Here is a 14878-nt window from a genome sequence, read left to right as displayed (position 1 = left end):
CATTGCCGCAGCAATGCTCAATCGGCGCGCATCGCCAACGTCACCAGTGCTTCGGCTTCGATCAGCAACGCATCCTCGGCAGCGCTTTGCGCGACCTGCTCGCGGCCGATGAGGATGAGGACCGGCACGGCAAGCGGGCTGACCCGGTCGAGCGTGACATGCAGCATAGTCGTCGCCGCCCGGTCGATCAGGTCACCCAGCCGCCCGACATCGGTCATACGCGCGCGGGCGTCGGCCCAGGCGGCCTTGATCAGCAGATGGTCAGGCTGATATTTGCGCAGCACGTCGTAGATGAGGTCGGTGGAGAAAGTGACCTGCCGCCCGGTCTTGCGCTTGCCGGGATGCTGGCGCTCGATCAGGCCGGAGATGACCGCGACGTCGCGGAAGGCGCGTTTGAGCAGGCTCGATTGTTCGACCCAATCGACAAATTCATGGTCGAGTATGTCGGCGGAGAAAAGGCTTTGCGGGTCGGTGACGGGTTTCAGGCCGTAGACGGCGAGCGCGTAGTCGTTGGCGACGAAACCCAAGGGCATAAGGCCCTGGCTCTCCATCCGGCGGGTGAGCAACATGCCGAGCGATTGATGCGCGTTCCAGCCTTCGAAACTGTAGCAGACCAGATAGTGACGGCCTTCGTGCGGGAAGGTTTCGATGAGCAGTTGGCCCGGTTGCGGCAGGACGGAACGGAGTTTCTGCATGTCCAGCCATTCGCGCACGTCGGGCGGGAAGCGATGCCATTGGTCGGGGCTGGCGAGGAAGGCGCGGACGCGGTCGGCGAGGCGCGTGGACATGGCCATGCGGCTGCCGCCCCAACTGGGGATGCGCGCCTGTTTGGAGGTCGCGCGGACGACCAGATCGGTGGTGTCCATCTTGACCACTTCGAGCGCCATGCCGGAGAAGAAGAAGCTGTCGCCGGGGGCCAGCTGCGCGGCAAAGCCCTCCTCCACCGTGCCGAGCTTGCGGCCATTGGCGAAGCGGACGGCGAGCGCGGGCTGATCGACGATGATCCCGGCGTTGAGGCGATGCTGCTGAATGAAGCGCGGGTGAGCGACGCGCCATGTGCCGTCGGCATCCTGGGCCAGCCGTTTGAACCGGTCATAGGCGCGCAGGGCATAGCCGCCGCCTTCGATGAAATGGAGGACGGAGGCGAAGGCGTCAGGCGTCAGCGCGCTATAGGGGGTGGCGGACTGGATTTCGGCGAGCATCGCCGCTTCGTGGAAGGGACCGGCGCAAGCGAGGCCCATGATATGTTGGGCCAGCACATCGAGGCTGCCGACGCGGAAATCATCGGCATCGCGCTCGCCCGCCTCCACCGCATCTAGGGCGGCGCGGGCTTCGAGATATTCGAAACGATTGCCGGGGATAAGGATCGCCTCGCTGGCCTGATCGAGCCGGTGGTTGGCGCGGCCGATCCGCTGGAGCAGGCGCGACGAGCCCTTGGGTGCGCCCATCTGAATGACGCAATCGACATTGCCCCAATCGACGCCAAGGTCGAGCGAGGCGGTGGCAACCAGCGCGCGCAGTTTGCCGTCGGCCATCGCACTTTCCACCTTGCGCCGGGCTTCGATGGACAAGCTACCATGGTGGATGGCGATCGGCAGGTTGGCGTCGTTCGCTGACCAGAGTTCCTGAAAGATGAGTTCGGCGAGGCCGCGCGTGTTGCAGAAGACGAGCGTGGTTTGATGCGCGGCGATTTCGGCCATCACCTGATGCGCGGCATATTTGCCCGAATGGCCCGACCAGGGGACGCGACCTTCGGGGATGAGGATGGTGACGTTCGGCTCCGCGCCCGCCTCCCCCAATACCGCCGCGACCGTGCCAATGTCGCCATCGGGCGCGAGCCAGGCGCGATAGGCATCGACGTCCGCCACTGTGGCGGAGAGAGCGACGCGGCGCAGGGCGGGGTTGATCGTCTGCAGCCGCGCCATCGACAGGCTGAGCAGATCGCCGCGCTTCTGCGTGGCGAAAGCGTGGACTTCATCGACGATGACGGTTTGCAGATCGGCGAACATCAGCGTCGCGTCGGGATAGCTGAGCAGCAGCGAGAGCGATTCGGGCGTGGTGAGGAGGATGTGAGGGGGCTTGACGCGCTGGCGCGCCTTGCGATCCGAGGGCGTGTCGCCGGTGCGGGTTTCGACGCGGATCGGGAGCGCCATGTCCTCGATCGGGGTCAGCAGATTGCGGCGGACGTCCACGGCTAGCGCCTTGAGCGGCGAAACATAGAGGGTGTGGAGCCGGTCGGTCGGGCGGTCGATAAGGTCGGCCAGGGTCGGTAGGAAACCCGCCAGCGTCTTGCCCGCCCCGGTCGGGGCGACGAGCAGCGCATGATCGCCCCGGCGCGCGGCGGCGAGCATGGCGCGCTGGTGCGAACGTGGTGCCCAGCCGCGCGCGGCGAACCAGTCTTCCAGCACTTGGGGGAGAGCATCCATGGGGTGGATGTAGGGAGTCGGCCTAAGCCTGTCACGACATGGGCGGGAAGAAGGGTTCGCGCGGAGACGCGGAGGGCATAGCCGACCGTGCGCGCGCTCCGCGGCTCCCCGCGTGGATATTCGCCGATGATCTGCACGGCGCGATCGCGTAATTTAAGTCCACGTCGGTAAAATTTTATGTCGCTGCCCTCTGGTCGTCCGACCTGTCCCTGCGTTACCATCGCGCCATCAAGAGCGGCGCAGCAGATGCCGCATCATGCAGGAGATAAACGATATGCCTGGCGAAAGTGAAGCTGATCTGACGGGCGTCGAATCCAACCGCCGCCGTCCCAAGCCGCCGATCATGGAAATTGACGGGCGCAAGTTGAAGCCCGCGACGCTGATGATGGGGCATGGCTATGACCCGACCCTGTCCGAAGGGTCGTTGAAGCCGCCGATCTTCCTGACCTCCACCTTCGCGTTCGAAAGCGCGGCAGCGGGCAAGCGGCATTTCGAGGGGGTGACGGGCATCCGTCCGGGCGGGTCCGAAGGCCTTGTCTATTCGCGCTTCAATGGTCCCAATCAGGAAATTGCCGAGGATCGGCTGTCTGTGTGGGAAGAGGCCGAGGATGCGCTGCTCTTTTCCAGCGGCATGTCGGCGATCGCCACTACCTTGCTGGCGATGGTGCAGCCGGGTGACGTGATCGTCCATAGCGCGCCGCTCTATGCCGCGACGGAGTCGCTGATCGGGCGGATATTGGGCAAGTTCGGGGTGCAGTGGCTCGATTTTCCGGCGGGCGCGACCGATGACGAGATTGGCGCGGTGATCGAGAAGGCCAAGGGGCTGGGTCGCGTGGCGCTATTGTATCTCGAAAGCCCGGCCAATCCGACCAATGTGCTGGTCGATATCGAAGCGGTGGTTGCGCGGCGCGACTTGGCCTTTGCGGGCGAAGATCATGTGCCGCCAATCGCGATCGACAATACATTTTTGGGGCCGTTATGGTTGAAGCCGTTGGCCCATGGCGCGGATCTGGTGATCTATAGCCTGACCAAATATGCTGGCGGGCATAGCGATCTGGTCGCGGGCGGGGTGCTGGGGTCCAGCGCGCTGATCACCACGATCCGGTTGATGCGCAATACGATCGGCACGATTTTGGACCCGCATTCGGCCTGGATGCTGATGCGCAGTCTGGAGACGCTGGAATTGCGGATGAGCCGGGCGGGCGAGAATGCGGCGAAGGTGTGTGCCTGGCTGCGCGAGCAGCCGCAGGTGGAGAAGATCGTCTATCTCGGCTTTCCCGAAACCGAGCGGCAGCGCGACATTTACGAGCGGCATTGCACCGGGGCGGGATCAACCTTTTCGCTCTATCTGAAGGGTGGCGAGGCGGAGGCGTTCGCTTTTCTCGATGCGCTCAAGATCGCCAAGCTGGCGGTCAGCCTGGGCGGGACCGAGACGCTGGCAAGTCATCCCGCCGCGATGACGCATTTGTCGGTGCCGGCCGCGCGCAAGGCGGCGTTGGGGATTGGCGACAATATGGTGCGCATCTCGATCGGCTGCGAGGATGCCGACGATCTGATCGCGGACTTTGCGCAAGCGCTGCGGGCGATTGGGTAAGGCCATGACGCGACCTGTTCTCTTGGTGGGTCAGGCTTTGCTGGCCCCGGTCGTGCCGCTGCTGGCGCAGGATTATGACGTCATGAAGCTGTGGGAGGAGCCCGACGCGGCGGCGTTGGCGCGGGTGGACGCGGTGATCTGGGCGGGCGAGTTCGTGCTGGAGCGGGCGCTGGTCGAAGCAATGCCGCGCCTGTCACTGATCGCCTGCTTCACCGTGGGCTATGATGGCGTGGACCTGGCGCTCGCGCGGGAGCGCGGGATTGCGGTGACCCATGCAGGCGACGCCAATGCGCAGGATGTCGCCGATCATGCGATCGGCCTGATGATCGCGCATCGACGCTGGATCGTGGGCGGCGACCGGCATTTGCGGGCGGGCAAGTGGACGATGGCGGCCAAGACGCGGACCCGGTCGATGGGTGGGGCGAAGCTCGGCATCGTCGGCATGGGCTCGATCGGCGTTGCGGTAGCGGAACGGGCGCAGGCGATGCGGATGCAGGTCAGTTGGTGGGGGCCGCGCGAGAAGCCCGCCCTCCCCTGGCCGCGCACCGCCAGCCTGGAGGCGCTGGCGCACGAGAGCGACATATTGCTGGTCGCGGCGCGGGCGGACGAGAGCAATCGCGGCATGATTTCCGCCGCAATCCTGGAGGCATTGGGACCGGAGGGGTTGCTGGTCAATGTCGCGCGCGGACAGTTGGTGGATGAGGCGGCGCTGATCGCGGCGCTCATATCCCGGCGGCTGGGCGGTGCGGCGATCGACGTCTATGATCCCGAACCGACCGATCCCGCTCGCTGGGTCGATGTGCCCAATGTCGTGCTGACCCCGCATATCGGCGGGGCGACGCATGAGGCGGTGGCGCATATGGCGCAGATGCTGCTCGCCAATCTGACGGCGCATTTCGCAGACAAGCCGCTGATCTCGCCGGTGCGCGGCTGAACCCTAAGACGAGTCGTGCGTTGAGCGCGACACAATGATGGGGGACTTGGGGGGTGTCGGTGAACGCAAAGCGGGGAGCGCGATGGGCCATAGGCATTGGCGCCGGGCTGGTGACATTGCTGGTCGTTGCGACACTGCTGCTGGCGGCCTTCCCCTGGGGGATGTTCAAGGATCGGATCGAGGCGCGGCTGTCGGCGCGGATCGGCAAGCCGGTCACGATCGGCACGATGACGCGCGAGGATAGCCTGTCCTTCCATCCCGTCGTCCGCCTGACCGATATGCGCGTACCGCAACCCGATTGGGCGAAGGGCGACGGCGATCTTGCCCGGATCGGCGAGGCGCGGGTCGGCTTTTCGGCGCTGGCGCTGCTGACCGGCGGGCCGGTGGTCGAGACGCTGGACCTGCGCCGCGCGCACCTGAACTTCTATCGCGCGGCCGATGGGCGCGAAAGTTGGAGCGGCGAGCGCAGCGGTGGCGATGAGCGCAAGGGCCGACGCCCGGCGTTGCGCAGCCTGACCGTCAGCGACAGCCGTATCGCCTATCGCGACGACAAGCGCGGGCGATCGATGGACGCGGCCTTGGCTGTCGATGGCAAGGGGCTGCGCCTGTCCGGCAAAGGCGATGTGCGCGGCTATCCCGTCACGGTCACCGCCAGCGGCGCGCCGATACTGGGTCATAAACCAAGCACTCGCTGGCCATTTCGCGCAGAAATTGCAGGCGATGCCGTGGGCATGACGTTCGATGGCACCATGGATGGCCCGCTCGACATCGGCCATTTGCGCGGCAAGGTGACGGGCCATGCGATCGACCTGCGGGTGCTGGACGCGATCATCGAGGCGGGCCTGCCCGGCACCCAGCCCGTGCGACTGACGGCGCAGGTTGTGCGCGAGCGGCCGGACTGGATCATCGAATCGCTCAAAGGCACGATCGGCCGGTCCGCGATTGCGGGCCATGCCACCGTCCGCAAGCGCGAGGGCCGTACCCGGATCGACGGCGCGATTCGCGCGGCGCAGCTGGATTTCAACGACCTGTCGTCGGATGAAGGCCGACGCAAGGCATTGGCCAAGCGTGCGCGGCTGGGCGACCGGCTGATCCCCGACACCGCCATCGACCTGCGCAAGATGGCGCGCACCGATGGGCGGTTGGAGATACAGGCTGACCGGCTGTTATGGCCTGGGTCCAGCCCGTTCCGTTCGCTCAAGGGCGTGTTGACGCTGGAGCGCAGTCGGCTGGTGGTCGAACCGTTGCGGATGGACCTGACGCGCGGCGTGCTGGGCGGGCGGTTGACGGTGGATCAGCGTGACGGCGGGCCGCGACTCGATCTGTCGCTTGATCTGCGATCGGCGCGGCTGCTCGATTTCTTTCCCGAAACGCGGATCGACGGCGGGCTGGTCGGGCGCATCGCGCTGAACGGACCGGGGCGCACCATCCGCCAAGCGGTCGGGCAATCATCGGGCACAATCGCGCTGGTCGCACGCGACGGATCGATCCCGGCGCGCACGGCGGCGTTGATGGGGCAGGATGTCGGCAAGGGGTTGACGCTCGACAAGGACAAGATGGCGGTGCTGCGCTGCATGGTCGCGCGGTTCGACGTCAAGGGCGGCGTCGCGCGGACCAATCCGGTGCTGATCGACACATCCCGCGCACAGACCCGCGCCACCGGCACGATCCGCCTGTCGGACGAGACGCTTGCGCTAACGCTCAGCGGGCAGCCCAAGAAGGGGAGCCTGTTGCGGCTGAAAGGCACGGTGCCGATCCGCGGCACGATCAAGGCGCCCGATATTCAAGTGCCCAAGGAAGCACGATCAGCCAAGGGCATCCTCAAGATGATCGGCGATGCGATCGGTGGCGACAAGGTGCCGCGCGCCAGCGATGCGGATTGCGACGCGCTGGCGCGGTCGGCGATGCGTTAGACCGACATATCGGTTCGGTTCGCGCGTTTCTCGACTTCGCTCGAAACGAACGGATGTCTATGTCTAATTCCAGTCGACCCGCGTCCAGCCGCGCACCGCCGCCAGCTTGGCCAGCGGCTTGTGCGGGTTGGAGGCGATGGGGACGTCGGCAAATTCCAGCATCGGCGCGTCCGACACATGGTCGGAATAGGCGCGGATATGAGTCTGGGTCCGGTCGATCGCCTGCGCCGCCATCCACGCTTTGATCATCCGCAGCTTGCCGGTGTCGTAGCAATTTTCGCCGGCAATCTTGGCCCGGACATAACGCAGATCCTGCGAAAGATGGTCGGTCGCGATCACCGCGTCGAAACCCAGTCGCCGGGCGATCGGTTCGACATAGAGGCGGTAGGAAGCGGTGGCGAGAACGAGGCGATAGCCATCGGCGCGGTCGCGCGCGATCTGCGCCACCGCGTCGGCGCGCAGGTTGGTCGCCAGCACCTTGTCAGCATAGCTTTCGACATGCGGCATCAACCGGGCGCGTTCCACATGGAACCCGATCATCAGCGCCTGATTGAGTTCCTTGAGCCGCTGGCGCGACAGCAGCTTGAGGACATAGGCCAGCATCAGCAGCACGACGCAGGGGAGCAGGATCAGCCGCCACGGGGCCATCGCCCGCGCCACATGGATGAGGAAGCCGGTATAGGTGCCGCTGAACGTCACCGTGCGGTCCATGTCGTAAATCGCCAACCGATGCGTCATGCCGTATCCGAAACTTTTGCCGCTGCCCTTCGTTCGGACTTGCGGATGGGCCGTTTCGGCTTGCCGTGCAACCGATATTGGACCACTAATCCCATCGCATGAATAAAGCCGCTTCACTGGCCGAAGAACAAAGCGACGGCGGCAGCGTGCTGCGGCTGTCCGGTTCGCTGGCGATCGCATCGCTGCATGACCTGCCCGACCGGCTGGATGCCGTGCAGGGTCCGGTCGGGACGATCGACCTGTCCGACGTCGATCATATGGACACGATCGGCGCGTGGACGGTGCATCGCACCGCCAAGCGGCTGGGCAGTCAGATCAGCGGCGCGCACCCGGATGCGCAGCGGCTGATCGATACGGTCGGCGCGCTGGACGATCCGGTTTCGATCCACCCAGACAGCGTTCCGGCCCTGCGCCGCGTCGTCGGCCAGATCGGCGAGGCGGTCAGCACCGCCGGGTCGACCATGTTGGGACTGCTGGGCTTTTTCGGCGCGACACTGGTCGCGGCCTGGAGCCTGATCCGCCATCCCAGCCGCTTCCGCGTCAATGCAGTGGTGCAGCGTTTCGAGGTCGTGGGCGTGTCCGCGCTGGGCATCATCGGCCTGATGAGCTTCCTGATCGGCATCGTCATCGCCCAGCAGGGATCGGTGCAGTTGCGTCAGTTCGGCATGGAGATGCTGACGATCAACCTGGTCGGTCGCCTGACCTTCCGTGAGTTGGGCGTATTGATGACCGCGATCATGGTCGCTGGCCGCTCCGGCTCAGCCTTTGCCGCGCAATTGGGCACGATGAAGTTGACCGAGGAAATCGACGCGATGCGGACCATCGGCGTGTCGCCGATGGAAGCGCTCGTCCTGCCGCGCACGCTGGCCGTCATCATCATGATGCCGCTGCTTGGCTTTTATGCGTCGATTCTGTCAGTGCTGGGCGGCGCTTTCCTGTGCGCGATCGCGCTCGATATTCCGCCTATCACCTTTTTCCAGCGGTTGCGCGAAGTCGTGCCGATCACCGACCTGTGGGTCGGGCTGATCAAGGCACCTGTGTTCGGCCTGATCATCGCCATTTCCGGCTGTTTTCAAGGCATGCAGGTCAAGGGCAATGCGGAGGAAGTGGGGCTGCGCACCACCGCCGCCGTCGTCCAGGCGATCTTCCTCGTCATCGTCATCGATGCTTTCTTCGCGGTGTTCTTCACTTGGGTAGGGTGGAACTGATGACCGAAGACGAACAGCGCCAGGCCGAAGAGCAGCGGCTCGCCCAAGCGGTCGAACAGTCCGACATCGCCATTTCGGTGCGCGGCATTCGTAATGCCTTTGGCGACCAGGTCATCCATGATGGCCTCGACCTTGATGTGCGCAAGGGCGAGATATTGGGCGTGGTCGGCGGATCGGGCACCGGCAAGTCGGTGCTGATGCGCGCGATCATCGGCCTTCAGACGCCGAACGAGGGCGAAATCCATGTCTTTGGCGAATCGATGGTCGGGCGGCTGGACGATGATGCGCTGGCGATCCGCAAGCGGTGGGGCGTGTTGTTCCAGGGCGGTGCGCTGTTTTCGACGCTGACCGTGGCGGAAAATATCGAAGTGCCGATCCGCGAATATTATCCCAATATCGGGGCGCAATTGCGTGACGAGATTGCGGCCTACAAGATCCGCATGACCGGCCTGCCCGCCGAGGCGGGGCCGAAATATCCGTCGGAATTGTCGGGCGGCATGAAGAAGCGCGCTGGCCTGGCCCGCGCGCTGGCGCTGGACCCGGACCTGCTGTTCCTCGATGAGCCGACCGCTGGCCTTGATCCGATCGGCGCGGCGGCGTTCGACGAGCAGACCCGCAAATTGCAGGAGACTTTGGGTCTTACCGTCTTCCTCATCACCCATGATCTCGATACGCTCTATTCGATTTGTGATCGGGTGGCGGTGCTGGCGGATAAGAAGGTGATCGCGGTCGGCACGATCGATGAGCTGCTGGCGCTCGACCATCCGTGGATCCAGGAATATTTCAATGGGCCGCGTGGCCGTGCGGCGACGGCGGCAGTATCGCGGGAAAAGAACAAGGCGGCTCAGACCCCGCCGGACGGAAGGCAATAGGATATGGAAACCCGCTCCAACCATGTGCTGGTGGGCACGGTCACGCTGCTGCTGCTGGCGGCGATCATCATCGCGGCCTTCTGGTTCTCCCGCATTTCCGACGGGCAGAACAAGCAATATGATATTTTCTTCAAACAGTCGGTCAGCGGCTTGGCCAAGGGTTCGAGCGTCAACTATGCGGGCGTCCCCTCCGGTCAGGTGGAATCGATCGACCTGTGGAAGCGCGATCCAAGCTTCGTGCGGGTGCGCATTACGGTGAAGGACGGGACGCCGGTGCTGCAGGGCACGACCGCGAGCATTGCGGGCGTCGGCTTTACCGGGGTGAGCGAAGTGGTGCTGGACGGCGCGGTCAAGGGCGCGCCGCCGATCATTTGTCCGGCGGAAAATCCCCAGGCGGTATGCCCCGATGGCGTGCCCGTGATCCCGACTAAGCCGGGGGCACTGGGCGAATTGCTCAATAGCGCGCCGCAATTGCTGGAGCGCTTGTCCACGCTGACCGAGCGGCTGACCGAAGTGCTGAGCGACAAGAATCAGCAGTCGATCGCGGGCATATTGGCCAATGTCGAGCGGGTGTCGGGGGCTTTGGCCGACCGTAGCCCGGAGATCGCCGCAACCTTGGCCGAAGCGCGTATCGCAGTGCAGCGCACCGGCGTTGCCGTCGAGCAGATCGGCAAGCTGGCCGCGACGACCGACGCGATGCTGAACGAAGAAGGCAAGCCATTGATGGCCGATCTGCGCAAGAGCGTGCAGTCGGCGACGCGCAGCATCGATACGCTGGACAAGACCATCGGCGCGGCGCGGCCGGGCGTGGAGGCGTTCAGCACCCAGACCATGCCGGAAGTGAACCAGCTGGTGCGCGACCTGCGCGAAATGTCGCGCGCCTTCCGCGGCGTTGCCGAGAAATTGGACCAGCAGGGCGCGGGTTCGCTGGTCGGATCGCCCAAGCTGCCGGACTATAAGCCATGATGAGAGAGATGCGGACCATGTTCCATGCCAAACCCACCGGCGCCCTTGCGGCGCTGACCGCCGCCGTCCTGCTGTCGGGCTGCGTCTCGATCGGCGGGAAGGTGCCCGAACGGCTGTTGACGCTGGATGCGGTGCAGAAGGTGCCCGCTGGCACGGCGCAGCGTGCTGGCGCTGGGCGCACATTGATCGTGTCCGATCCCGACGCGCCCAAGATGCTGGATACGATACGTATCCCGGTGCAGACCAGCCCGACGTCGGTCGCCTATGTGACGGATGTGCAATGGGCCGATACGCCGCGCCATCTGTTCCGACGCTTGTTGGCCGAGACGATTTCGGCGACCACCGACCGGGTGGTGCTCGATTCGGGGCAGTTTTCGGGTGACGGTGGCCAGCGGCTATCGGGCGAGTTGATTGCCTTTGGGCTGGATGCGCCGGGGAATAATGCGGTCGTTACCTATGACGCTGTGCTGACCACGCCCAATGGGGTCGCCTTGGCCCGGCAACGCTTTACTGCCTGCCAGCCAGTGGGCGCGAAGATTACGTCGATGACGGTCGGAACGCCGCTCAACCTGGCAGCGAACAAAGTGGCTGGCGACGTCGCCGCCTGGGTCGCGGCGATGAAGGACTGATGGCCGCCCCGTTCGCGTCGCGCGAACGGGGGCATTCTCCTCTATTCCAGACTTTTACTGGCCTGCTCGGTCACGTCCTTGGACAGGCCGGGCTGGGCCAATATGCGTTCGAGTTCGCCCCGCATGAGCGCGCCGCGCGCTGCATCGAAACGCTTCCAGCGGCCGAGTGGCGGCACCAAGCGGGCCGCCGTTTGCGGATTCAATCGGTCCAGCGCAATGATGCAGTCTGCCACCAACCTGTAGCCCTTGCCGGATATGTGGTGGAACGCCCACTGATTGCCGGTGAAGGCGCCATAAAGAGCGCGGACGCGGTTGGGATTGGTGAGCGTGAAGTCCTTGTGCCGCCCCAGTTCCTCGACCAGATCGACCGTGTCGGGATGGGCGGCAAAGGCCTGGGTCTGGAACCATTTGTCGAGCGTCAGCGCGTCGGCCCCATAGCGGTTGTAGAAGATATCGAGCGCCGCGACTCGTTCGGCGCTGTCACCGTTGGCGAGGATGGCGAGGGCTGCTTGCCGCTCGGTCATATTATGGGCGTGGTCGAACTGGACGAAGGCGGTTGCGGGGCCGTCCATCGCGCCGGAGGCGACCAGATAGCAAAGCGCGCTGTTGCGTAGCTTGCGCGCGCCCTTGGCGGTGGCGGAGATGGAAAATTCGGCCGCTTTGGTACGGGCGTGAATTGCGCGCCAGTCCGCCTCCAGTTCCGCGCCGATGCGCTGTTGCAGCGATTCGCGGGCGGCGTGTATCGCGTCGGGATCGACCTGCGCCATCTGATCGCCGAGATAGGCTTCGCTGGGCAGGCGGATGGCTTCGGCGACGAAGGCGGGATCAAGCATAGGGTCGGTGATGACCTGACGGAACGCGGCGATCACAGGGCCGTCGTCCATGGGCTGACCGGTGATGCGGCCGACCAGGATGTTGACCATCAACTGCTGCATCGCCTCATAACGGGCGAATGGGTCATCATCATGGGCGGACAGGAAGGCAAGATCGTCCTGGCTGCGGTTGGTGTCGACGATCACGGGAGCGGAGAAGCCGCGATTGATCGACAGGATCGGCGCGGCGGCGAAATCGGGGAAGGTGAAGCTCTGCTGCGACTCGGTGAGTAGCAGCAGTTCGTCGCCATGATGGGTGCTGGTTGCGGGATCGAACAGGGCGACGCGCAGCGGGATCGCCATTGGGGCCTTGTCCGGTTGGCCCGGCGTGGGGGCGAGCGACTGGTGCAGATGCAGGTTGACCACCTGGGTCACCGGATCATGATCAAGCGTGGCGCGGACGTGTGGGGTTCCGGCCTGTTCATACCAGCGGCGGAACTGGCTGAGATCGATCTCCCCGCCCTCTTCCATGGCCAGGACGAAATCCTCGCAGGTGGCGGCTTGGCCGTCATGCCGTTCGAAATAGAGATCGGTGCCCGCGCGGGAGCGTTCAGGCCCCAGCATCAGGGCGATCATACGGATCAGCTCCGCGCCCTTATTGTAGATGGTCGCGGTGTAGAAGTTACTGATTTCCATATAGGATTCAGGCCGCACCGGATGGGCGAGCGGGCCTGAATCCTCCTGAAACTGTGCGGCGCGCAGGATGCGCACATCTTCGATCCGCTTGACCGCATGGCTGCCCATATCGGCCGAGAAATTCTGGTCGCGAAAAACGGTGAAGCCTTCCTTGAGGCTCAGTTGGAACCAGTCGCGGCAAGTGACTCGATTGCCCGACCAGTTGTGGAAATATTCATGCGCCACCACGCCTTCCACGCCGTCATAATCGATATCCGTCGCCGTTTCAGGATCGGCCAAAATATAGCGCGAATTGAAGATGTTGAGCCCCTTATTCTCCATCGCGCCGAAATTGAAGTCGGCGACGGCGACGATGTTGAACACATCAAGATCATATTCGCGGCCATAGACGCGCTCGTCCCAGGCCATGGAGTTTTTGAGCGCCTGCATGGCATGGCCAGTGCGGGGCAGATCCGCTTCGCGCACCCAGATGCCCAATTGCACTTCGCGACCGCTCATCGTCACGAAGCTGTCGGCGTTGCAGGCCAGGTCGGCAGCGACCAGCGCGAACAGGTAACAAGGCTTGGGGAAGGGATCGACCCATCGTGCCCAATGTTGTCCGGCGTCACCCTCACCCTGCTCCACCGGATCGCCGTTGGAGAGCAATATGGGGAAGCGCGCCTTGTCGGCGCGCAGCGTCACGTCATAGCGCGACAATATGTCGGGGCGATCGGGGAAGAAGGTGATGCGACGAAAGCCCTCCGCCTCGCATTGGGTGCAAAGCAGACCCCCGCTGGCGTAGAGGCCCATCAATTTGCTGTTGGCTTCCGGGGCCAGTTCGACCAGCGTTTCGACACTGTGCGCCGAACCGGACAGCGCCACGGACAAGGAGCCTGCTTCCATATGCCATAGGTCGGGCGTGGCGAGTTCGCCGTCGATGCGGACCTCCAGCGGGATCAAGCCATCGCCGTCGAGCCGCAGGGGCCGATCATGACCGCCGTTGCGCGTGACCATGAGCGTCGCGCGGACGCGGGTGCATGCGGGATCGAGGTCGAAATCCAGCGCGATATCGGGCACCAGCCAGTCGGGCGGGCGATAATCCGCGCGACGAATGACGGAAGGAGAAGCGGGGGAAGCGTGCATGTCGGCCATCCCCCCAAGCTAGGGAGACGGCCGGGAAAAGGCCAGCGGCGTGGCCCGGTTTTTCGCGTCCTGCCTGCTTAAATCCGTTCGCCCGACAGACGCTGGCACAGCATGTCCAACTGATCGAGGGTCGAATAGCGCAGGGTCAGCGTGCCGCCGCCATTGCCTTCGTGGCGGATGTCGACCTTCAATCCCAATATGTCGGCCAGATGCTGTTCCAGCGAGGCGATGTCCGCGTCCGGTTCGGCGGCGGCACCGGCGCGACGCGCGGCGGGCGTGTCGTCGCCGGTCTTCATGCGACGGACCAGTTGCTCGGTGTCGCGGACCGACAAGCCCTTCTCTTCCACCCGGCGCGCCAGCGTTTCGCAATCGGGCACGCCGATCAGGGCGCGGGCATGGCCCATGCTGATCTTCTGCTCCATCACCTGCTGCTGCACCGAAGCGGGCAGGTCGAGCAGGCGCATGAGGTTGGCGATGTGGCTGCGCGATTTGCCGACGATGCGACCCAGGGCGTCCTGCGTGTGCTGGAAGTCGCCGATCAGCTTGCGATAGGCTTCGGCCTCTTCGATCGGGTTGAGATCTTCGCGCTGGATATTTTCGATCAGCGCGATTTCGAGCGTTTCCTGCTCGTCGAAATCGCGGACGATCGCTGGAATGCGGTGGAGCTGCGCCCTCTGCGCCGCGCGCCAGCGACGTTCGCCCGCGACGATCTGAAAGCCGCCACCATGCGGGCGGACAATGATCGGCTGGATCACGCCGCGCTTGGCGATGCTCTCGGCCAGTTCCTGCAACGCGCCTTCGTCGAAATGGCGACGCGGCTGTTCGGGATGCGGCTGGATGAGCGACACTTCGATATTCTGCACCGCCTTGCTCGACGGCGAGGCGACGGGCGCAACCGGCTCTTCGCGCGCGACGTCGCCGAGCAGCGCGGACAGGCCGCGCCCCAGGCCATGGGGCCGCTTCACAGT

The 14878-nt window shown here is 64.7% G+C and carries 11 protein-coding genes; 7 read left to right on the top strand and 4 right to left on the bottom strand.

The window, feature by feature from the left end; translation table 11 throughout:
* Positions 1 to 17 precede the first annotated feature (17 nt).
* Positions 18 to 2426 (bottom strand): ligase-associated DNA damage response DEXH box helicase, encoded by a 2409-nt coding sequence (locus IL54_RS03740; RefSeq protein ID WP_037473355.1) that lies wholly within the window; start codon positions 2424 to 2426, stop codon positions 18 to 20.
* A 274-nt stretch (positions 2427 to 2700) separates the two neighbouring features.
* On the opposite strand from IL54_RS03740, the gene IL54_RS03735 reads away from it, so the two are divergent.
* The 3 genes from IL54_RS03735 to IL54_RS03725 all read left to right on the top strand — a co-directional run bounded on the left by IL54_RS03735 (position 2701) and on the right by IL54_RS03725 (position 6867).
* Entirely contained in the window at positions 2701 to 4020 is a 1320-nt protein-coding gene (locus IL54_RS03735; RefSeq protein ID WP_037477752.1) for a cystathionine gamma-synthase family protein, read from the top strand.
* Between the two features lie 4 nt (positions 4021 to 4024).
* Positions 4025 to 4954 (top strand): 2-hydroxyacid dehydrogenase, encoded by a 930-nt coding sequence (locus tag IL54_RS03730; RefSeq protein ID WP_037473354.1) that lies wholly within the window; start codon positions 4025 to 4027, stop codon positions 4952 to 4954.
* Between the two features lie 110 nt (positions 4955 to 5064).
* Positions 5065 to 6867: an AsmA family protein gene (locus IL54_RS03725; RefSeq protein ID WP_237748774.1), complete on the top strand. Its 1803-nt coding sequence runs from the start codon at positions 5065 to 5067 to the stop codon at positions 6865 to 6867.
* 63 nt (positions 6868 to 6930) lie between these two features.
* Here IL54_RS03725 and IL54_RS03720 read toward each other — a convergent pair whose 3' ends face one another.
* Positions 6931 to 7605 carry an HAD family hydrolase gene (locus tag IL54_RS03720; RefSeq protein WP_037473352.1) on the bottom strand — a complete coding sequence of 225 codons (675 nt, stop codon included), beginning with the start codon at positions 7603 to 7605 and terminating at the stop codon, positions 6931 to 6933.
* Positions 7606 to 7703: 98 nt separating this feature from the next.
* On the opposite strand from IL54_RS03720, the gene IL54_RS03715 reads away from it, so the two are divergent.
* From IL54_RS03715 to IL54_RS03700, 4 genes are read left to right on the top strand one after another with little or no spacing between them, the layout of a single operon-like run.
* A complete protein-coding gene (locus tag IL54_RS03715) occupies positions 7704 to 8813 on the top strand; it encodes an MlaE family lipid ABC transporter permease subunit (protein WP_037473350.1) in 1110 nt (369 codons plus the stop codon).
* The gene (locus IL54_RS03710) at positions 8813 to 9685 is read left to right on the top strand and encodes an ABC transporter ATP-binding protein (protein WP_037477748.1); all 873 of its coding nucleotides are present in this window, start codon (positions 8813 to 8815) and stop codon (positions 9683 to 9685) included. Before IL54_RS03715 ends, IL54_RS03710 begins: the two co-directional genes overlap by 1 nt.
* A gap of 3 nt (positions 9686 to 9688) precedes the next feature.
* A complete protein-coding gene (locus IL54_RS03705; protein ID WP_037473348.1) occupies positions 9689 to 10651 on the top strand; it encodes an MlaD family protein in 963 nt (320 codons plus the stop codon).
* Complete coding sequence (locus IL54_RS03700) at positions 10648 to 11280, top strand: ABC-type transport auxiliary lipoprotein family protein (protein WP_443210280.1); 633 nt, start codon at positions 10648 to 10650, stop codon at positions 11278 to 11280. The genes IL54_RS03705 and IL54_RS03700 overlap by 4 nt, the downstream gene beginning before the upstream one ends.
* Positions 11281 to 11321: 41 nt before the next feature.
* Here IL54_RS03700 and pepN read toward each other — a convergent pair whose 3' ends face one another.
* Positions 11322 to 13919 carry an aminopeptidase N gene (gene pepN, locus IL54_RS03695; protein ID WP_037473346.1) on the bottom strand — a complete coding sequence of 866 codons (2598 nt, stop codon included), beginning with the start codon at positions 13917 to 13919 and terminating at the stop codon, positions 11322 to 11324.
* A gap of 68 nt (positions 13920 to 13987) precedes the next feature.
* Positions 13988 to 14875, bottom strand: coding sequence for a ParB/RepB/Spo0J family partition protein (locus IL54_RS03690; RefSeq protein ID WP_037473344.1), 888 nt, complete (start codon positions 14873 to 14875; stop codon positions 13988 to 13990).
* Positions 14876 to 14878: the final 3 nt, after the last annotated feature.

The sequence above is a fragment of the Sphingobium sp. ba1 genome, assembly GCF_000743655.1.
GTDB lineage: Bacteria > Pseudomonadota > Alphaproteobacteria > Sphingomonadales > Sphingomonadaceae > Sphingobium.
The sequence above is the reverse complement of the archived record's forward strand: the minus strand, read 5'-3'. Positions and strand labels throughout refer to the sequence as shown.